Genomic DNA, 18,306 nt, shown 5'->3' with positions numbered 1-18,306 from the left:
CTTATGATAGTTGCCTTTCATTCGGTCATCGATCAAACTATCTAACTTGCTCGGATCTCCATGGGTGCTCCAGTAGGCCACCTTCCGCAAGGAGCATCCGATTAAGTTCGCGATCTCTTGTTGAGTCCTGCCGTCATTGCGCAGTAGTAGTATTAGAATGCGCTCTCGAATGTCAGGGTGTTCATGGAACTTCAACTGCTTCTGAAGCTCTTGCTTTTCCTCTGACGTTAGATAGTTTCTGACTCCCATGGCTTATTCCATAATTTTAATGTATTATACGCAGTCTAGATGACTAACAGCTTATCAATTTTTTGGGGAAGGAAATGATTCATATTCATGGCCGCAATGCACCACTTACCTAGGCCCCCTCAAATGACCCTTAAATACGAACTCATTATCTATTGGAGTGAAGAGGATCAGTCCTTCATCGTGGAAGTACCTGAATTACCAGGCTGTGCAGCGGATGGAGAAACCTATCAAGCAGCGGTGGCTAATGCCGAGGTTGTCATTCAAGAATGGATCGAAACTGCCCAAGCATTAGGTCGTCCCATTCCTACGCCCAAGGGTCGTCTTTTGTTTGCCTAGCCGTAGGGTGAATTCGCGGCTGCAATAGTTTTGGCTAATTTGGGATCAATCCCTTGGCCGCAATGCACCACTTACCCATCGCGAATGTCTCGGTATGCGGCTTTGGTGCATTGCTTCGCGAATGCACCCTACGGTTTATCCTCCAGCCTAGTAGCCCATCACATGCACCACCACCTCACGGGCCGAACCTCGCGCCCTGTGCTCCCACAGGTAGAGCCCCTGCCAGGTGCCCAGGGCCAGCCGCCCCTGCACGATGGGGATGGTTTCCGAGGTGTGGGTGAGCACGGTGCGAATGTGGGCGGGCATATCGTCCGGGCCTTCGGTGCTGTGGCGATAGTGGTTGCCCTCCGGCACTAGCCGCGAGAGGAAGGCTTCCAAATCTGCCAGTACATCCGGGTCGGCGTTTTCTTGGATGATTAAGCTGGCGGAGGTGTGGCGCAAAAACACCGTACATAGGCCCGTTATCACCCCCGATGCCCGTACCACCTCCTGCACCTGGGACGTAAACCGCAGGAGCGCTTTGCCCTGGCTGCGTAGGGTGAGGATCTGTTGGTGGTGCCGAGTGACGGCGGTGTCGGCGGTCATGGTTGACTTTCCTTGGTTGGACAGTGGACGGGGGGTGCGTTGCTCTCCATTGTCGCAGATTCCAAAGCTGGGTTGCGGCGGTTTACCGTAACGGCACTCCGCTATCCTGACTTTGGCCCGATGGATGGGGACTCGAACGGTGCCTGAGGCCATGCGGTTACTGGCTAATCAAATGTAGGATGGGTTAGCCACGTCACCCCTACTGGACAAGGCTTTGATGTGTTACGGCTTAAACCTGCGCGTTACGAAATCCTATGACTCACCCTCCTTCTGATGGCAATCGCCGCAAAATTCAACGCATTGGCGTGATTGGCGGGGGCCAGTTGGCTTGGATGATGGGGCCAGCGGCGTTGCGGTTGGGCCTGGAGTTGGTGGTGCAAACCCCCAGTGCCGAAGATCCAGCGGTGGCCATTGCCCAGTCGGCGGTGCTGGCCCCGGTGGCGGATGTGGCGGGGACGGAAGCCCTGGCCAATCAGTGCGACGTGATCACCTTTGAAAACGAGTTTATTGACTGTGAGGGGCTGCAAGCCTTGGCCCAGCGGGGGGTGATGTTTCGTCCCAAGTTGGAGGTGTTGGCGTTGGTGTTAGATAAGCGCCACCAACGGGAATTATTTGATCGCCTGGGTTTGCCCAATCCTCGCTATGCCGTTTTAGAGGGCCCGGAATCCGAGGCGGAACTGTACCAGCGAGCGGAGGGAGTGGGCTTGCCGTTGGTGATGAAAACCCGTCGCCTGGGCTACGACGGCTATGGCACGGTAGTCGTTAAAACCGCTGAGGACTTGGTCGCCGCCTGGGATGGGTTTCGGCGGGCTCCGGTGTTGCTGGAGGAGTTTGTGCCCTTCACTAAGGAGTTGGCGATCATGGTGGCCCGGTCGGCCAGCGGTAAGGTGACCCTCTATCCCACGGTGGAAACGGTGCAGGTGAACCATACCTGTCGGCGGGTGATCGCACCAGTGGCGGTGAGTGGGGCGGTGGCCGATACCATGGCGAACCTAGGGCGAACCCTGGTGAATGCCCTAGATTTGGTGGGCATTATCGGCATTGAATGTTTTCTGACTGAGGATGGCCGGGTGCTGGTGAACGAGATCGCCCCCCGCACCCACAATTCTGGCCACTACAGCCTGGATGCCTGCGCCACCTCACAATTTGAGCAGCAGTTGCGGGCGGTGAGCGATCAACCCCTGGGGTCTTCCCGGCTCACCTGTGCCCAGGCGGTGATGGTCAATCTGCTGGGTTTAGAGGAGTCTGAGGCCAGCCATCAGCAGAGGATCGCCCGCCTCAAGCAGCGGCCCCACGCCACCCTATATTGGTACAACAAAGGCCTTCGCCCCGGTCGCAAACTGGGCCACATCACCCAACGTCTAGAGGCCGGAGATGACCCCATCGCCGCCGCCGAGGAACTCGAAGCCCTGTGGTATGGCCCTGCCTAGGCGCAGATTCAGAAACCCAGTTTCTTGGCCAAACCAGGAGTCAGACTGGGGGATCAGCGCCCTAGACACCGGGATTCTGATTTATTGGGCTGGAGGACTCAGGAAGCGGTTGGCAAAGGTAATCACCGTTCCTAGATCAGTACTTTGACCCTGATCGGAATTTAGAAATGCCGTCAGCAGACTATTTTGTCCACTGGTGCCCGGTTTGGCCGCCCCCATCCCCAATAGCCCCATGATGGCCGGAATCAGTTGGGGCAGCATGGACTGAATTTGATCGGCATTGACCCCGGTTTGTTTGGCCACAGCTTGAATGATCTCCTGCTGAAGGGGGCGCGGAATGGCCACCTGCAACAGGCCCAAACTCCCCGAACCCGACAATTTTCCCAACAGCCCCTCCAGTGCCCCAGGCCCAATGGCACTGGCCTGATCCTGAAGGACGGGCTGCAACGCCCCGCCCAGGCTATTGAGGAGGGCGGTCATTTGCGCCATCTCTAATCCTTGGCGGCTGGCCAACTGTTGCAGCGATTCCACCACCGATCCCAGTTGTTCCACGCTGCCCTGCTGGTTGGGGTTGTTAATGGCACTCAACACATCAAAAAACAAAGACATAGGCTTTTATCCTTTGGAATGATTCACGGGTAGCATGGCAATCGCCTCACATGGCCTCGACTCAATGACATCTCCTAGACCCATTCACCGATTCGACGGGCCACCCCTAACAGGCGGGTACGCGCACGGGGCTAGATTTGGCCAGCACATACCATTGGCCACGGCCATCCACATAGCCCACCTCAATTAAATAGTCTCGATCATCGATGGCGATGGGTAACACCCGTTCCGCCTGGGGGGCGAGTTCCGCCTCAAATTCCTGCACACTGTTGGGGTGGCTGGCCAAGAAACCGGGCAGTTCCGTCACATCATAGAGGCGCACGGCCAAACGGCGCTTGCCTGTCTTGAGGTCGGTCACCTGATCGGGATCAATTTCCCAGCGGGCCAGGGCACTCTGGCAGGTTTGGGCCGCCAGGGAGGCCATGGCGGCGGTGGTACCGGGGCGAGGAATGGCCGCATTCACCACCCTGCCTTGCCCTGCTTCTAGACCGGGGGGGGCCTTCTGAGGCGTGGCGTCCGTGGCGGGTGTTGTTGTCGAGGTGATCTCCAGGGCGGGAGGTGTGATGGCGATCTGGGGTTCCACCGCATTGGGCTGGGTCAGAAACCGCACGGGCTCCGACCGCACCAGGGCGTGCCAGGTTGACGATTCGTCTTGGTAACCTAGTTCCGCCAGGTAGTCCCGATCTGTTTGGGGGATGGGCAGGTGGCAGTCGCCCATCGCGGTTGTGGGGCAAGCAAGCATCTCGGTCGTATGGGGCGTTTGCCGATTCACTAGGTCAATATCGGTGACATCGTGAACCTTTAGGGAGAGGCGATAACTGCGCCGCTGGAGCGCCTCCACCTCCGAGGGCGGCAGTTCCCAGTAGGCATAGGCGGCATGGCTGGAACGGGGAACCAAGATGATGCGCCGATCCATTGCAGATTGGTCTAGGGCGGTCTGCCCTGAAGCCTGATCGATTGCCTCGCCTGAAGCCGAAGCCCCGCCCCCAGGTTTCCCCCCAGCGTTTCCGTCAGCGATCCCCCCAGTTGCCCCTGCGGATTGCTCCGCTTTCTGCTCAGACCGTCTCCCCGTCTGGATTGCGCCAACGGTACCTAGTGCCAAGGTGTTGGACGGCGGGGAGATCTCTCGCAACAGCCACCACAGCCCGCCCCCCAAGGCCGGAAACGCCAAAATCCATGGCCACCAGGGAAAGTCTCGATTCGGGCCAGCGATGGGGGCTAAGTCGTCTGGGGTTGAACGTTCTGGAGTTTGCACCTCGGTATCGCTACCTGCCGCCGGAGGGGAAGACTGTGCCCAGAGACGCTGATCGCCCTGGAGCATGACGGTGCCCGCCAAGACAGCCGCCGTGAGCCGAAGCAACGGAACGAGTAGCGGCGAGAAAGCACGGTGGCGGTGAAACATGGCCGAAGTGGAACCAGAAAGGGCAGGGAGCCGTCCCCTATTACGGCGAATGCACGGCATAGGGCTCACAGTAATGTAGCGGCAACAGGGCTTTGACTCAACCCTATGGACTTAACCCTATGGACTTAACCCTGTGGACTGGCCCCTGTAGACTCAACTGAATGGGTAGCTCTGGCTTCATCGGCCTGGTGCGGGTGATGACCCTAGCGCTGCACCCAAGTTTGATTCGGCATCAAATCCCTATCCAGACAAAAACCAGCCCCCCGAAGAGGACTGGAAAAGGTTGGTCGTTCCATCTATGGTCGTTGATGACTACTTTAGACAAAAAAGATAAGGAAGCCGTAAGGGTGGCTTCTCAACAGAGCTAGTATCCGTTGATATTCTGGCGATCTTGCCCGATCTGCGGGGCCGATAATTCCGTAGCCTGCATATGAAACTCTTATTATCTTCCCTTGGGCAGATGTGCGGTATAAACAAAGGGGGCATTCCGTCTGACAAGAATGCTACTAAGTTCAGAAAAGTCTTAAAAGATTGAGGAGGAGTGGAGTAAATGCCTCTAGTAAAACGTTGTGCTGCCGAATTTTTCGGCACTCTGTGGCTCGTGTTAGGTGGTTGCGGTAGTGCCGTCTTTGCCGCCAAGTTTTTAGTGGATGAGACTCAATTGGGGCTTGGCTTTTTGGGCGTATCCCTGGCCTTTGGTCTAACGGTGCTCACCATGGCCTACGCCATTGGTCATATTTCTGGCTGCCACCTCAACCCGGCAGTGTCCTTTGGCCTATGGTCGGGGGGGCGTTTCCCCAGTAGTGAACTGCTGCCCTACATCACCGCCCAGGTGGTGGGTGCCATTGTGGGGGCTGGGATTATCTACCTGATCGCCAGTGGTCAGCCCGATTTCATGATTGACAACAGCAGCGGCAACCCCTTAGCCACCAACGGCTTTGGTGCCCATTCCCCCGGTGGCTACAGCCTGTTCGCCGCCTTGATCACTGAAGTGGTGATGACCTTCTTCTTCCTGATGATCATCCTCGGTGCCACCGACTTCCGGGCTCCGGCGGGTTTGGCCCCCATTGCCATTGGTATGGCCCTCACCTTGATTCACCTGATCAGCATTCCCGTCACCAATACCTCGGTAAACCCCGCCCGCAGCACTGGCCCCGCCCTGTTTGTGGGTGGCCCCCTGCTGGCTCAGCTCTGGCTGTTCTGGGTGGCCCCTATTGTTGGCGCACTGCTGGCGGGTTGGGTCTATTCCACCTTCTTTGAGGCCGAAAGCCCCCAGGACACAGCGGCTGAATAGTTGTTTTGCGGAGTACATCTAACCAGACGACAGCGGTTAAACCCTCTGCATCATCTGAATACACCGATGGCTAAATAGCCGATTTAAAATGCGTTGGATCCCTGATCCAGCGCATTTTTCTATGTCCTAATCCTATCCAACTAGCCCGCCATAAATGGCCCAGGGGAGTGCCCCAAAGCCTAGGGCAATGGCCATCGCCAGCAGCGCACTCAACCCATAGGCAATGGGCCGAATACCTTGGTGTAAGGCTCCTAGGGACTGCACCGCACTCCAGACCCCGTGGCGCAGATGAAAGCCCAGCCCCAGCAGCACCCCTGAATAGCCCAAGGCGTAGGGCAATTTGTGGAAAACTTCTACTACTAGCCGCGCCAAATCCCGCACGGGTTGGCCGTCGAGATCTGTGGGATAGTAGGGGCCAAATTTGAACGTCCACAGGTGTAGACCTAGAAACACCGCCAGAATCGCCCCCGTGATAATCATGGTGCGAGAACTGAAGGACTGGTAGCTGGTGCCACCCACGGATTCATACTGGGCGTAGTCTTGGGGTCTGGCCCGCAGCCGCCCCACAAACACGCTGCCGCCCACGGCCATGTGGAGCAGCGCAATGCCCACCAGCAACCCTTCCACGGCGTAGAGCAAAACGCCCCAACTGGCCAAATGCTCGGCATAGGCATTGTAGGCATCGTGGCCCACAAACAGCAGCAAATTGCCCACCATATGCACCAGCACAAAGCCCGCCAGCGCCAGCCCCGTCGCGCCAGAAATTAGCTTTTTGCCAATGGGCGACCGATAAAACCGCAGCAAGGGCGACTGAGGCAAGTTTTCGTTATTAGGCTCTGGAGCCTTCAGGACATTAGTCATAGGGATTGCACGGTGGAGGGTCATGGTTCAAGCCTAGCCATTGACGAGGCCAGGGCTAGGTGGGGGAATGGATCAACGCCAGCAGGTCGGCTTCGCTGAGGATGGCAATGCCGAGTTTTTCGGCTTTTTCGAGTTTAGATCCGGCCTTTTCACCCGCCACCACGTAATCGGTGGCCTTGCTAACGCTGCTGGTGACTTTGCCCCCAGCGGCCTCAATTTTGGCGGCGGCTTCGGTGCGGCTGAGGCTGGGCAGGGTGCCCGTGAGGACGAAGGTTTTGCCCGTCAGGCCACCGGGGGCAGCGGCGGGTTCGAGGGGATCGGCGACAAGCTGAAGTCCGGCCTGGTGTAGACGTTCAATCAACACCCGATTGGCGGGCAGGTGGAACCAATCCGCCACAGACTGGGCAATTTCGGGGCCGATGGTGTGGACGGCGGCGATGGTTTCTGGGTCGGCGGCGGCGAGGGCATCCACCGAGGGAAACGCCTGGGTCAGGGTTTTGGCGTTGACGGTGCCCACATGGCGAATTCCTAACCCGTACAGCACCGCTGCCCAGGGACGAGTCTTAGACGCGGCGATGGCGTTGACCAATTTTTCCGCCAGTTGTGGTCCCATGCGGTCTAGGGGGAGCAATGTTTCGGTGGTCAGATCGTAGAGGTCGGCGACGGACTGCACCAGCCCCCGTTCCACAAACTGCTTCACCCACTTTTCCCCCAAGCCCTCGATATCCAGGGCATCGCGCCGCGCCCAGTGGATGATCGCCCCTTGGACAATGGCCGGACAGGCGCTGTTGATGCAGCGGGTAACGGCTTCCTCGTCGGGCTTCACCAGTTCAGAATCGCATTCGGGGCAGTGGGTGGGCATGGTGATGGGGCGGGCCGCTGCCGGACGCAATTCTGCCATCACCCGCACCACCTCCGGGATAATTTCTCCGGCCTTGCGAACGATCACCGTATCGCCCTGGTGAATGCCCAGTTCTGCCAGCCGCTCGGCATTGTGGAGGGTAGCCCTGGCCACGGTGGTTCCCGCCAAAGCGACCGGACGCAGTTCCGCCACGGGAGTCACCGCCCCAGTGCGGCCCACCTGAAAACTGACGGACTCTAGCACCGTGGGTACTTCCTCAGCGGGGTATTTCATCGCCACGGCCCAGCGGGGGAACTTTTGGGTAAAGCCCAGCCGCTCTTGTAGGGCCATATCGTTGAGCTTCACCACCACGCCATCGGTCATGTAGGGCAGGGTGGTGCGTTCCGTGGCCCAACGGTCGTAGTAGGCTTGCACCTCGGTTTCCGATTGGCACAACTGACGGTTGGGGTTGACCCGAAAACCGAGCCGCTGGAGTAGGTCGAGGGCTTGCCATTGGGTTTCCGACTCGGATTCTAGGCCGTGGAGGGTGTAGGCGAAAAAATCGAGTTTGCGCTGGGAAACAATTTGGGAATCCAACTGGCGCAGGGTTCCGGCGGCGGCGTTGCGGGGGTTGGCAAAGGGGGCTTCCTCCCGGTTGATGCGCTCTTGGTTGATCTGCTCAAACACATCCAGGGGCAAAAAGGCTTCGCCGCGCACCTCCACCACCGGGGGCGGGTTGTCGAGTTGCAGGCGCAGGGGCACCGAGCGAATGGTTTTGACGTTTTGGGTGATCTCTTCCCCAGAAATGCCGTCCCCACGGGTGGCGGCGCGGGTGAGGATGCCGTTTTCGTAGGTGAGGGCCAGGGCGTTGCCGTCGATTTTCAGTTCTGCCACGTAGGCGGCTTTGCCCACTTCCGGGGCCTGCCTGCGCCAGCGGTCTTCCCAGGCCCGAAATTCCGCCAAATCAAAGGCGTTTTCTAGGCTGTAGAGGGGGATGTTGTGCTGGACGGAGGTGAACTGGGTGGCGGGCTTTTCACCCACGCGCTGGGTAGGGCTGTCGGCGGTGATTAGGTGAGGATGGGCCGTTTCCAGGTCTTGCAGTTCCCGATAGAGGCGGTCGTACACCTCATCGGCCATGATGGGCTCATCCAACACGTAGTAGGCGTAGCTGGCGGCCTGCACCTGTCGCCGCAGATCCTGCACCCTGGTCTCTAGGGTGGCAAGGTCAGAGGCATTGACAGCGGGGCGGGGGGCAGACTCCATAGCCAGGTTCGGAATTGGTATGCGTCGGTACCGGATGATTCAGAGGCTAGTGTAGCGCTGTTTGGCCTGCCATCGGTGCCTTGCCTAACTGGGGTTGGGCCGCTGGGTTAGGCGAGCATGTGGGCAGAAAAAAGCCACCGTTAACCAGCGGTGGCTCAGTCGTAGCAAGCTGTCAAACGATCCAGAATTGAGGCGCAACGTTGGCGGGGCAACGTTGGCGGAACAGAGTCGGTTTAGAAACCGTTGTCTGAGTCCGTCCAGGTGGCGCAGGGTTCCACACTGCAACTGGCCATCACCACTTCAATCACAAAGCTGCCTTCGTAGGGGGCGGTGACGACGGGCTGGGCATCAGGGAAAACATCCGAGGCGACCAAGCTGCCATCGTTGGCGTCGTAGAGCAAAATATCGAGGTCGGTGCAGTCGCTGTCGCAGGTGGCGTAGACGGTTTCTCCGGCATACAGAAAGCCGTCGTAGCTGACCGACTGCCCGGTGGAGAGGGAGTCGGTACGCGATTGAGCCTGCACTAAAGCCGCTCCACTCGCGAGGGCGACAGCACTGAAAGCAAGGGCCGCGAGGGATTTGAAGGGCAACATGACCATAGAAGGTTCCTCGTGATTATAGAAAAACAGACCATAGGCAAAGGAACGGCGGTGAAGCCCTAAACTTGTCCAGCAGGTCTCTAAGGTTAGGTTGCCCAATTCCCTGAAAAAGCTAACGTTTGGCTGATTAAGATTTACAGTGGACGGTTGTCTGGCTTCGCTAACCCCCAGGCCGACGTTAGCGCCATCACTCAGGGTGGGGTCAGGGTGGGGGCTAAGGCTCAGGGCGCTTCAGGGCTAGGGTGAGGCCATCGGCGATGGGTACCAAGCTTAGGACAATGCGCGAATCGGCGGCGAGGGCTGTGTTAAACCGTCGCAGGGTTTGGGTGCGGTTGTCGGTGACCGTGGGGTCGGCCACCCGCCCCGACCACAGCACGTTATCAATGGCGATCAACCCACCGGGCCGCACCAACTGAAGCGCCTGTTCGTAGTAGGTGGGGTAGTTGCTTTTGTCGGCGTCGATGAAGGCGAAGTCAAAGCGGTTCTGTGCGCCCTCGGCGATGAGTTGATCCAGGGTTTCGGTGGCGGGGCCAAGGCGCAGGTCAATTTTGTGGGTCACTCCGGCCTGTTCCCAGTAGCGCTGGGCAATGGCCGTATAGTCGGGGTTCACATCGCAGGCAACTAACCGCCCCTCCGGTGGCAGGGCCAAGGCCACCCGTAGAGCACTATAGCCCGTAAACACCCCTACCTCCAGGGCGGTCTTGGCCCCCATAAGCTGAATCAGCAGGGCCATAAACTGCCCCTGTTCCGGCGCAATCTGCATCTGGGCCATGGGGTGCTGGGCCGTTTCCTGGCGCAAGGCCCGCAGGATCTCCGGCTCCTGCACCGAGTGGGCCAGGAGGTAATCGTAGAGGCCATCGGTGAGGGTGAGGGTGCGGTTCGACATGGATCAACGGCCTCGCAGTGGATACAACAGCAGGAAATCGGGCGGGCAATGCAGCGGTCAACGCAATGCAACAGAGCCCTATCATAGCCACTGGGAGCAGAATCTAAAGCCAAGGTTAGAAAGGGCACTGGGGAACCACATCTGCGCCACACTAGAGGGATGATTTTCCGGTACCCTAGGGGCTGACAATCGCTGCCACAGGTGCCTAGTCCTAGGCTTCTCGATTTATAGTCCTATCGTTCTCCATTGAAACGGCCATGTCTGATTTTGATGATTTTTTGAAGCACAAATACGCCTACGTCGCCATTGGCGAATTTAAGCCCGGTTGTTTTTCCGAAGCCCGCCAGCTCTATGAAAAGGCGGTATCCACCTTTAACAAAGGGTTCCAAGGAGCCTATCTCTTGCAGGAACCGGGCACTGATCGCGGCATCGCCATTATCCTCTGGGAAAACATTGAGGACATGAGCGAGCACCACAATGTGATTTACGAGCAAACCCTCGCCAAAATTGCCCACCTATTTGCCACGCCACCTGTGACCACCTTCTACGAAGTGTGCAGCGAAATTGGCCTACCCTCCGTGCTCGCCCAAGCCCTCAACCCCAACTAGCCGCCACCGCTGGTTTGCCTCCTCCCACCGCCTTCTCGTCGCCGCTCAAGGTGCTAGCTCCAGCGCTCTCGACTATGATGAAGGCTGACCTTTTTCAATCCTTGCCCTCCGTCCATGCCCACACCTAAGCACACCCAAGCCCACCTGTCGCGCACGGTGCCCAAAAATCAGTCTGAGTTCTTCAAAAAGCGCACCCGCGATTCCATGGAATACTACATGGGGGCCAAGCTGCTAGAGGTGGGCGTCAATCCTAAAAACACCATTTATCGCTGGCGCACAGAAATTAAGGGCGATCAAGAAGTGATCACCGTCAGCGCCTACTGGGGCGAGTCGCGACGCAAACTCGAAAACGGCGATGCCTAGACGTCGCCTAACGGTCTTAGCCCTGTTCTCCCCGTGACCCGGACGGCTCGCCAGAGATCGGCCCGTCCCCGTCCCCTGGTCGCGTGGGCCATGCCCATCCTCGATCTACCCTGGGGACAGCACCTCCCCATCCCTTGCCTAAGTATTAAAACTTCTTACAGATGCGCCGATCTGTCCCATCTCGGCGGATTTTTGGTAACAATAGATACAGATGGGCCTAAAGCCCTGGTGGCCAACTTTTTGGGTTGGGCCTGTTGGGCTTGGGTCGGTCTGCTGCGTCAACGCAGGCCACAAACCCCGTTCATCTCCAGCCCTGGAGACGGAAGTAGGGATTTTCCCGAAGGAACGCGCCTCTTCACCCCTCTTCGACCTTTGGAGGCGAAATCCATGACCGTTAAGACCCAAAAACTCTTGCACCAAGTTCGGCAGGCCCAACAAACCGGGAAAGCCATTCTCACTGCCGCTGATCTCGCAGACCTAGATCTGATCTACGTTTTTGCCACCGCCACTACCCTAGTGATTAACTGCCGCGACTGCGCCACCCTCTGGAAGCTCGACGATGCCCAGATTGAGTTGCGCCAAGCCATTCATCGCCTTGGCCTAGACATTACCAACATTTGGGTGGAGCGCAACGGGCACCTCGCCTACGATTTTTAAGGCCGAAGCCTGCTTGGCTGACTTCGATGCTGGGCTGGTACATGGCGGCTGATCCCGAGGATTGGGCGGCGGCTCGGTGGGATGGTGGCTGCGACGGCATCCTAGAACTGATGGCGTGAGCGGGCTAGGATCAGGGGGTGGGTCGCCGTGCCCCTTGGACGGTGCGTGGCGGCGGATGGGTTTATCTTTTACCCTAAGGAGACCCCTGGGTGCTGTCCCGACTTGCGACTCCCGACCTCCTCCGCCATGCCCTACTGCACCCAGTTCACCCCAACCCATTCCCTACCCCCGTCCGACTGGCCCAGCCTCGGCGGCAAAGCGGCAACCTTGGCGCACCTCGCCCAATCGGGGTTCCCTGTGCTACCGGGGGTTGTGCTCTTGCCCCAAGCGTTTTGGGATTCGTTGCCGCGCTGCCATGGTGATCCCCTAACCCGTGACTCTTGCCACCTACCCAGCCACATTGCCCCAGCCGTGATGGCTGAGGTGACGCAAGGCCTAACATGCTTGGGAACGCCAGAACAACGGTGGGCCGTGCGGTCATCGGCCTTGGCGGAGGACGGTACCCAGCAAAGCTACGCCGGACAGTTGGAGACTGTTCTCGGTGTAGCGCTCCCAGACTTGGAACGCGCCATTTTGCAGGTCTGGCAATCCGCCTTTTCCGAATCGCTGCAAACCTATCAAACCGTAGGGGCGAGGTCTTCTCGTCCGTCCGATGCCCTACACCCTGCTGGCTTCCAGCCGCCCGCCGTGCTGATTCAGCCCCTGCTCAACCCCGTGGCGGCGGGGGTCGCCTTCAGTGCCGATCCGGTGAGTGGGCGGCGAGGCGTGACGGTCATCCAAGCGGTCTATGGTCTCTCTGCGGCCTTGGTTAACGGGGGTGTGGTGGGCGATACCTACCTGGTCAGCCGAGAGGGGCAAATTCTAGAACGTCGCCTAGCTCTGCAAACTCAGCAGCAGCAGGTCAGTTCAGAAGGAAGCCTGATCTGGGAATCTGTCCCCGCCGAGGCCCAACAGCGGGCCGTGCTGACCGATCACCAAATCCTCGAAATCGCCCAACTGGCCCGAAAGATTAGCCACCACCAAGCCCGCCCCCAGGATATCGAGTGGGCCTGGGTGGAAGGTCCCCCTCATCCCCCAGCCCCTTCTCCCCTCGTGGGAGAAGGGGGTTCTCAAAGTCCCTCTCCCAAGTTGGGAGAGGGATTGAGGGAGAGGGCCAGAGAGCCTATCGGGGTGGGGGACAGCCTCTACCTTCTGCAAGCCCGCCCCATCACCACCCTGGCCGCCCAGCCCGACCCTGACGGCACCTATGGTCTGTGGGACAACAGCAACATTGTGGAAAGCTACAGCGGCGTCACCACGCCCTTGACGTTCTCCTTTGCCCGCAAGGCCTATACCGAGGTGTATCAGCAGTTTTGCCGCTTTATGGGGGTGCCCGATGGGTTAATTAGGCAGAACCGCCGGGTGTTTCAGACCATGATTGGCTTCTTGCAGGGGCGAATTTACTACAACCTGTTGAGCTGGTATCGGGTGCTGACGTTTTTGCCGGGATATCGGCTGAATGCGCGGTTTTTAGAGCAAATGCTGGGGGTGCAACAGGGCTTGCCGGAGGCGGTAATGGCTGAGATTCGCCGCCAAAATCAGACCCATCCCGTCGCCGATGCCCTGCGGCTGGCCTGGTCTACCGGACGCATTTTGACGAACTACCTCACCCTTAACCGTCGCATCCAGCGCTACTACCAGCGGCTTGGTCGGGTGCTGATGACCACCGACCAACGGGCCACCCTGCCCGACCAGCGCCCCGATGAACTGGTGAAACTCTATCGCCGCATCGAAGGCGAACTCCTCACCCACTGGGACGCGCCGCTGATTAACGACTTCTTCGCCATGATTTTCTACGGCGTGCTCAAAAAACTTGTCACCCGCTGGGGTGGCGATACGACTGGGGCGTTGCAAAATACCCTGATCAGCCTGACAGGAGACATCATCAGCACCGAACCTGCCCAGCGCATGACGGAAATGGCGGCACTTTTGGCCGATTATCCCGACTATATCGAAGTGTTCTGCAACGGGTCTCTAGCCGAGATTCAGCGCACCTTGGCGGCCATTCCATCCCTAAAAACGGCCTATCAGCAGTATTTGGCCCAATTCGGCGACCGCTGCCTAGAAGAACTCAAACTCGAAAGCCTCACCCTGGCCGATGATCCCCTCCCCCTGTTGAGAACGGTGGGATTCATGGCGCAAAAGCCCTCACCCCCTCAGTCCCCCTCTCCCACAGGCCGGAGACCCTCACCCCCTCAGTCCCCCTCTCCCACGGGGAGAGGGGGGGGCCGGATAGGAGACTCCCATTTTTCCAGTGAACCTCTGCCATCTAACTCCCCTCTCCCATGGGGAGAGGGGGTGAGGGCCAAGGGGCTAGGTGTAAGGGCCGTCCTCTTTCGCTGGGTGCTGCACAATACCCGCCGTCTGGTACGAAATCGGGAGAACCTCCGCTTCGAGCGCACCCGTGTCTTTGGCCAAGCTCGGCGCGTATTTGTGGAACTGGGCAAACGGTTCTACGCCCTCGATTGGCTGGAGGATCCCGCCGATATCTTCTTTCTAGAGGTGGAAGAAATCATGGGTTTGGTGGAAGGCACAGCTACAACCCTAGATCTGCGAGGATTAGTGGCTGTCCGCACCGCCCAGTATCAGCAACACCTCGCGGCTCCGGCCTTGCCCCGAAGACTGGAAACCTTTGGCCTGCCGAGTTTGGGCCTGTCTTCCTCATCTATCTCCAGATTAGATTCGGGACTCTCCATGAATTCAGGAATCTCACCCATGACCGATAGGGCTGACACCTGGCAGGGCACGGGCTGTGCGCCGGGAGCGGTGCAGGGGCGGGTGTGTTTGGTCAGCCATCCGCGCCAGTGGCTCCAGCGACAGGGCGCATTTGCCCCCAGGCAGGAACCCCAAATTTTGGTGGCCACCTCCACGGATCCGGGCTGGGTGCTGCTGTTTCCCCATGCCCAGGGGTTGCTGGTGGAGCGGGGCAGTGTGTTATCCCATGTGGCCATTGTGGCGCGGGAACTGGGCCTGCCGATGGTGAGCGACCTGCCCAGCCTAACGACACTTTTGCAAGAAGGCGACTGGGTGGCGATGGATGGACGTACGGGACGGGTGCAGCGTTTGCAATCTAGCCCCGCCGCTGAAACACCGCCCGCCGAGACACCGCCTGCCGAGACAATGGAGTCATCCCCTGCCTAGCCCCACCCCATGCCCAGCGAAATTGAACGCCACACCCGTTTCGACCACCTGCGCTATGCCCAATGCTGGGAAGATGCCGACATTCTGCTAGCAGCCCTAGCAGTGCAGCCCCACCACACCTGCCTCTCCATTGCCTCCGGTGGTGAAAACACCCTGGCCCTGCTCAGCCGTGGCCCCCAGCGGGTGATGGCGGTGGATCTCAGCCCTGCCCAAATCGCCTGTTTGGAGTTGAAAGTAGAGGCCTTTCGGTGCTTGAGTTATCCCGAAATGCTGACGCTGTTGGGAGCCAGAAACCCGGAGGTCAGATCCCAGGAGGTCAGATCCCAGGAGGTCAGATCCCAGGGTTCTCAAAGAACCCTGGGATCGCTTAGGTCACAGTTTTACCAGCGTTGTCGGCAGGATCTATCCCCCCAGGCCAGGGAATTTTGGGATGGCCGACCGGGGGCCATTGCCCAGGGGATTCTCCACAGCGGCAAGTTTGAGCGCTACCTGGCGTTGTTTCGCCGTTGGGTGTTGCCCTTGGTGCATTCTTCGGCAACGTGGCAACCCATTTTGAAGGGACTTTCCCCCACAGAACGCGAAGATTGGTACGCGAATCAGTGGGACGGCTGGCGGTGGCAGTGGCTGTTTCGGGCCTTTTTCTCGCGCTTTACGTTAGGACGTTTGGGCACCGATCCCGAATTTCTCCGCTATGGCGATCAATCCTTGGCCGACCACCTGCTGGGGCGCACCCGCTACGCCCTCACCACCCTCGACCCCGCCCAAAATCCCTACCTGCAATGGATTGTGCTGGGCCACTATGACACGGTGTTGCCCTACGCTCTGCGGCCCGAAAACTTTGATGCCATTCGCCAAAACCTAGATCGCCTAGAGTGGCACACCACCTCGCTGGAGGATTTTCTCGCTCAAAACGACCATCCCATCGACCGCTTTAACCTCAGTAACGTATTTGAATATATGTCTGAATCGCACTTTCAAACCGTGCTGAATACCCTGCACCAACACGCTGCTCCTAGGGCAAAAATGGCCTTTTGGAATCGACTCAGCGACCGCACCTGTGCCGCGAATAATCCCCACTGGCAACCCCTGGTGGGCCTCGCCGCCCAACTCCACCAGCGGGATCAGGTCTTTTTCTACAAACGGTTTATGGTGGTTCAGACCCCTGCTCCCCTTGCACCGGAGGGGGATCCGTCCAACCCCACATCATCTTTCCTCAGGCCATAGCAAGGTAAAAGTGGTTTGTTCTTGCCGAAGAAATTGCAAAAACTGCTGATATTCGTGGGAATTGTCAGGAAACAGCGTCAACAATTCTAAATATTGAGGGTTGGCTGGCAGAATCGCCACGGGCTTACCCTGGGAATTATCTTTCAGCTTCTTCAACTGCACAACGGGATACATCCGGTGCCATAGGCGACCAATGTGACCCAATTGTCCAGTCACAGAGGTTTTGTAGATGGAACCTTCCGTCACCCTTGCGGCCCGAATGGCCTTGCGATAGGGGCCATGTAGCCACTCAACGGCGAGGCTGTCGTCTTGATTTTGGGCTAACCGTCCCCAGACTTGCACAGTCTGCGGATGCCATGCTTCGCGCCAGTGGGTAGCCCGCTGGTCGGAGGTGGCTTTCTGGAGCTGAAGCCATCGCCGTGCCACACCCCGCACCGCTTTGAGGAAAGGGGGAATGTGCTCTAGTCTGCGGATTTGGTAGTTCTGCTGAAGGGCATCACTCCCCCATTGCCAGTGACAGCCAATTAGGGGCTTATTGGATTGCTCGGCATAGTCGAGATAAAACAGGCGATGGTCGGCCCGTCGCCAAGACTTTCCAAAGCCGCCGAATACCATAGAAAAGTGCATGAGGGCACGTACTAGGTTGGTCAGGACTGATTGCTGTTCGGCATCCGGCAGGGAGCGGTTGAGCGCCCAAGCCAGATCGCCCTCCACTGCGTAGGTAGGCTGTTCCCATTTCCCGGTGCCGTAGCTGTCCAAATTCAGCCGACGAGTTTGAAAGTGAATGGCTAGCAGCCCCACATCGCCACTGCCCTGCACACTGCCAAAGAGTTGATTGACCAATGCCTCCGCCTGCGCCGCTGAGGTGAGCCCGCCAAACAGCCGCAAAGCATGACCCCGCACCGCCGCCCGGAATACATTGGGCCGAAACTCTCCCGCCTGATCCAACAACTTAGGCGCTTGACCCTGCCCCTTTATGTGCGATTGGAATAGGATGTCCCCGGCACGATTAGCCCCAACATCATCACTTTCGTAGGGATAGACAACCTGGCCATAGCCCGCACTTACCCGACACCCTAGGCCGTTTCTCAAAGCCCGTTCCCAAATTTGCCAAACGATCTCCCATTCTGTGGCCTCTAGGGGCTCGGTGCTGGAGATGGCAAACCGCAATTGGGGCTGATAGAGGGAAATTTGGGCAAAGGCGCTGGTGGTTTGTTCCTGCTTAACCTGGCGATCTTGTTGCGGGTGGATAATATCCACCAGGCCATCCGTCCAGTCGGGGCTGGTGGGATAGCCCCCGTGGAATCGCAAAATACCAGGCTGGAAATCCTGGCCGACGGCCCGTCCACAGTAACGGTCGGCTTGGGTAATGGTGCAGGCTTGACGGAAGGCCCTCTTCATACTGCTGCCGGGATACACAGGCCAGCCATAGGCCCCAATCACCGGACGAATGATGCCATCGTCTTGTCCGCCGTTGGTGACAAAGCGCCAGGTGATGTCGTACACGCGGCTGTTTTCGGTGCGGCTAGATTGGGGCGGATCGTCGCTCGTTTTATCCGTCCACTCATCCACCCAACGCTCTACATCTTGATCGATCTCGTCCTTGGTGCGTTGGGGATCAATCCGCTGAAGCTGGCTGCGCCCTGGTACCTGCGCCCGAAACATCATGGGTACGCGGCTGGCTATGTTTGGGATGTTAGGTGAGGTTGGCATGGTCAAGGGCATTGGGTAAGAAGACTGAAACCTAGGCCACTGGACAGTGGGAAGTTCTGTATCCGGTAGCGGGACGCCAAGAAAAACGGACATGAGCTGAGTCAATCGACCCATCATGTCCGAAACTGGCTGATGTAAAGCCTTTC

General features: G+C 58.5%; 18 protein-coding genes and 1 riboswitch. Of the genes, 9 read left to right on the top strand and 9 right to left on the bottom strand.

What is annotated here, in order from left to right:
* Nucleotides 1-249 (bottom strand): helix-turn-helix domain-containing protein (locus H6G62_RS27520; RefSeq protein ID WP_206755654.1); only part of this gene is annotated, 249 nt, incomplete at its 3' end.
* A gap of 123 nt (nt 250-372) precedes the next feature.
* Between H6G62_RS27520 and H6G62_RS22405 the strand changes: the two genes are divergently transcribed.
* On the top strand, nt 373-585 hold the full coding sequence (locus H6G62_RS22405; protein WP_190499329.1) for a type II toxin-antitoxin system HicB family antitoxin: 213 nt from the start codon (nt 373-375) through the stop codon (nt 583-585).
* Nucleotides 586-732: 147 nt separating this feature from the next.
* On the opposite strand, the gene H6G62_RS22400 is transcribed toward H6G62_RS22405, so the two are convergent.
* A complete protein-coding gene (locus H6G62_RS22400) occupies nt 733-1,170 on the bottom strand; it encodes a secondary thiamine-phosphate synthase enzyme YjbQ (RefSeq protein WP_190499327.1) in 438 nt (145 codons plus the stop codon).
* Between the two features lie 12 nt (nt 1,171-1,182).
* On the opposite strand from H6G62_RS22400, the gene H6G62_RS28415 reads away from it, so the two are divergent.
* The gene (locus H6G62_RS28415; protein WP_277883049.1) at nt 1,183-1,317 is read left to right on the top strand and encodes a hypothetical protein; all 135 of its coding nucleotides are present in this window, start codon (nt 1,183-1,185) and stop codon (nt 1,315-1,317) included.
* A gap of 107 nt (nt 1,318-1,424) precedes the next feature.
* Nucleotides 1,425-2,600 (top strand): 5-(carboxyamino)imidazole ribonucleotide synthase, encoded by a 1,176-nt coding sequence (locus H6G62_RS22395; protein WP_190499325.1) that lies wholly within the window; start codon nt 1,425-1,427, stop codon nt 2,598-2,600.
* 81 nt (nt 2,601-2,681) lie between these two features.
* Here H6G62_RS22395 and H6G62_RS22390 read toward each other — a convergent pair whose 3' ends face one another.
* Nucleotides 2,682-3,209 carry a DUF937 domain-containing protein gene (locus tag H6G62_RS22390; protein ID WP_190499323.1) on the bottom strand — a complete coding sequence of 176 codons (528 nt, stop codon included), beginning with the start codon at nt 3,207-3,209 and terminating at the stop codon, nt 2,682-2,684.
* 106 nt (nt 3,210-3,315) lie between these two features.
* Entirely contained in the window at nt 3,316-4,611 is a 1,296-nt protein-coding gene (locus H6G62_RS22385; protein ID WP_190499320.1) for a DUF4912 domain-containing protein, read from the bottom strand.
* Between the two features lie 550 nt (nt 4,612-5,161).
* Between H6G62_RS22385 and aqpZ the strand changes: the two genes are divergently transcribed.
* A complete protein-coding gene (gene aqpZ / locus H6G62_RS22380; RefSeq protein ID WP_190499319.1) occupies nt 5,162-5,905 on the top strand; it encodes an aquaporin Z in 744 nt (247 codons plus the stop codon).
* A gap of 132 nt (nt 5,906-6,037) precedes the next feature.
* Here aqpZ and H6G62_RS22375 read toward each other — a convergent pair whose 3' ends face one another.
* The 4 genes from H6G62_RS22375 to H6G62_RS22360 all read right to left on the bottom strand — a co-directional run bounded on the left by H6G62_RS22375 (nt 6,038) and on the right by H6G62_RS22360 (nt 10,355).
* A complete protein-coding gene (locus H6G62_RS22375; RefSeq protein WP_190499316.1) occupies nt 6,038-6,766 on the bottom strand; it encodes a succinate dehydrogenase cytochrome b subunit in 729 nt (242 codons plus the stop codon).
* A 55-nt stretch (nt 6,767-6,821) separates the two neighbouring features.
* Complete coding sequence (gene ligA, locus H6G62_RS22370) at nt 6,822-8,870, bottom strand: NAD-dependent DNA ligase LigA (RefSeq protein WP_190499314.1); 2,049 nt, start codon at nt 8,868-8,870, stop codon at nt 6,822-6,824.
* Nucleotides 8,871-9,103: 233 nt separating this feature from the next.
* The gene (locus H6G62_RS22365; protein WP_190499312.1) at nt 9,104-9,469 is read right to left on the bottom strand and encodes a hypothetical protein; all 366 of its coding nucleotides are present in this window, start codon (nt 9,467-9,469) and stop codon (nt 9,104-9,106) included.
* A gap of 214 nt (nt 9,470-9,683) precedes the next feature.
* Nucleotides 9,684-10,355, bottom strand: a complete 672-nt coding sequence (locus tag H6G62_RS22360) for a class I SAM-dependent methyltransferase (RefSeq protein WP_190499310.1) — start codon at nt 10,353-10,355, stop codon at nt 9,684-9,686.
* A gap of 257 nt (nt 10,356-10,612) precedes the next feature.
* Here H6G62_RS22360 and H6G62_RS22355 point away from each other — a divergent pair, with 257 nt between their 5' ends.
* The 5 genes from H6G62_RS22355 to H6G62_RS22335 all read left to right on the top strand — a co-directional run bounded on the left by H6G62_RS22355 (nt 10,613) and on the right by H6G62_RS22335 (nt 16,447).
* Complete coding sequence (locus tag H6G62_RS22355; RefSeq protein WP_190499309.1) at nt 10,613-10,963, top strand: antibiotic biosynthesis monooxygenase; 351 nt, start codon at nt 10,613-10,615, stop codon at nt 10,961-10,963.
* Between the two features lie 114 nt (nt 10,964-11,077).
* Nucleotides 11,078-11,326 (top strand): hypothetical protein, encoded by a 249-nt coding sequence (locus tag H6G62_RS22350; protein ID WP_190499307.1) that lies wholly within the window; start codon nt 11,078-11,080, stop codon nt 11,324-11,326.
* A 296-nt stretch (nt 11,327-11,622) separates the two neighbouring features.
* A riboswitch (Glutamine riboswitch) is annotated at nt 11,623-11,678 on the top strand.
* Between the two features lie 35 nt (nt 11,679-11,713).
* Nucleotides 11,714-11,983: a hypothetical protein gene (locus H6G62_RS22345; RefSeq protein ID WP_190499305.1), complete on the top strand. Its 270-nt coding sequence runs from the start codon at nt 11,714-11,716 to the stop codon at nt 11,981-11,983.
* Nucleotides 11,984-12,130: 147 nt separating this feature from the next.
* On the top strand, nt 12,131-15,223 hold the full coding sequence (locus H6G62_RS22340; RefSeq protein WP_190499303.1) for a PEP/pyruvate-binding domain-containing protein: 3,093 nt from the start codon (nt 12,131-12,133) through the stop codon (nt 15,221-15,223).
* A gap of 9 nt (nt 15,224-15,232) precedes the next feature.
* Nucleotides 15,233-16,447 carry a DUF3419 family protein gene (locus H6G62_RS22335; protein ID WP_190499301.1) on the top strand — a complete coding sequence of 405 codons (1,215 nt, stop codon included), beginning with the start codon at nt 15,233-15,235 and terminating at the stop codon, nt 16,445-16,447.
* Here the strand turns inward: H6G62_RS22335 and H6G62_RS22330 are convergent.
* The gene (locus tag H6G62_RS22330; RefSeq protein WP_242052225.1) at nt 16,427-18,115 is read right to left on the bottom strand and encodes an RAMP superfamily protein; all 1,689 of its coding nucleotides are present in this window, start codon (nt 18,113-18,115) and stop codon (nt 16,427-16,429) included. The two genes, H6G62_RS22335 and H6G62_RS22330, sit on opposite strands and share 21 nt — an antisense overlap.
* Nucleotides 18,116-18,306 lie beyond the last annotated feature (191 nt).

The sequence above is a fragment of the Phormidium sp. FACHB-1136 genome (genome assembly GCF_014697375.1).
GTDB lineage: Bacteria > Cyanobacteriota > Cyanobacteriia > Phormidesmidales > Phormidesmidaceae > Nodosilinea.
The sequence above is the reverse complement of the archived record's forward strand: the minus strand, read 5'-3'. Positions and strand labels throughout refer to the sequence as shown.

Coding starts and splice junctions, on each gene's coding strand:
- H6G62_RS22365 (WP_190499312.1), bottom strand. CDS start 9,469: ATGGTCATGTTGCCCTTCAAATCCCTCGCGGCCCTTGCTTTCAGTGCT.
- H6G62_RS22335 (WP_190499301.1), top strand. CDS start 15,233: ATGCCCAGCGAAATTGAACGCCACACCCGTTTCGACCACCTGCGCTAT.
- H6G62_RS22360 (WP_190499310.1), bottom strand. CDS start 10,355: ATGTCGAACCGCACCCTCACCCTCACCGATGGCCTCTACGATTACCTC.
- H6G62_RS22330 (WP_242052225.1), bottom strand. CDS start 18,115: ATGATGTTTCGGGCGCAGGTACCAGGGCGCAGCCAGCTTCAGCGGATT.
- H6G62_RS22390 (WP_190499323.1), bottom strand. CDS start 3,209: ATGTCTTTGTTTTTTGATGTGTTGAGTGCCATTAACAACCCCAACCAG.
- H6G62_RS22395 (WP_190499325.1), top strand. CDS start 1,425: ATGACTCACCCTCCTTCTGATGGCAATCGCCGCAAAATTCAACGCATT.
- H6G62_RS22400 (WP_190499327.1), bottom strand. CDS start 1,170: ATGACCGCCGACACCGCCGTCACTCGGCACCACCAACAGATCCTCACC.
- ligA (WP_190499314.1), bottom strand. CDS start 8,870: ATGGAGTCTGCCCCCCGCCCCGCTGTCAATGCCTCTGACCTTGCCACC.
- H6G62_RS22350 (WP_190499307.1), top strand. CDS start 11,078: ATGCCCACACCTAAGCACACCCAAGCCCACCTGTCGCGCACGGTGCCC.
- aqpZ (WP_190499319.1), top strand. CDS start 5,162: ATGCCTCTAGTAAAACGTTGTGCTGCCGAATTTTTCGGCACTCTGTGG.
- H6G62_RS22375 (WP_190499316.1), bottom strand. CDS start 6,766: ATGACTAATGTCCTGAAGGCTCCAGAGCCTAATAACGAAAACTTGCCT.
- H6G62_RS22405 (WP_190499329.1), top strand. CDS start 373: ATGACCCTTAAATACGAACTCATTATCTATTGGAGTGAAGAGGATCAG.
- H6G62_RS22345 (WP_190499305.1), top strand. CDS start 11,714: ATGACCGTTAAGACCCAAAAACTCTTGCACCAAGTTCGGCAGGCCCAA.
- H6G62_RS22355 (WP_190499309.1), top strand. CDS start 10,613: ATGTCTGATTTTGATGATTTTTTGAAGCACAAATACGCCTACGTCGCC.
- H6G62_RS22385 (WP_190499320.1), bottom strand. CDS start 4,611: ATGTTTCACCGCCACCGTGCTTTCTCGCCGCTACTCGTTCCGTTGCTT.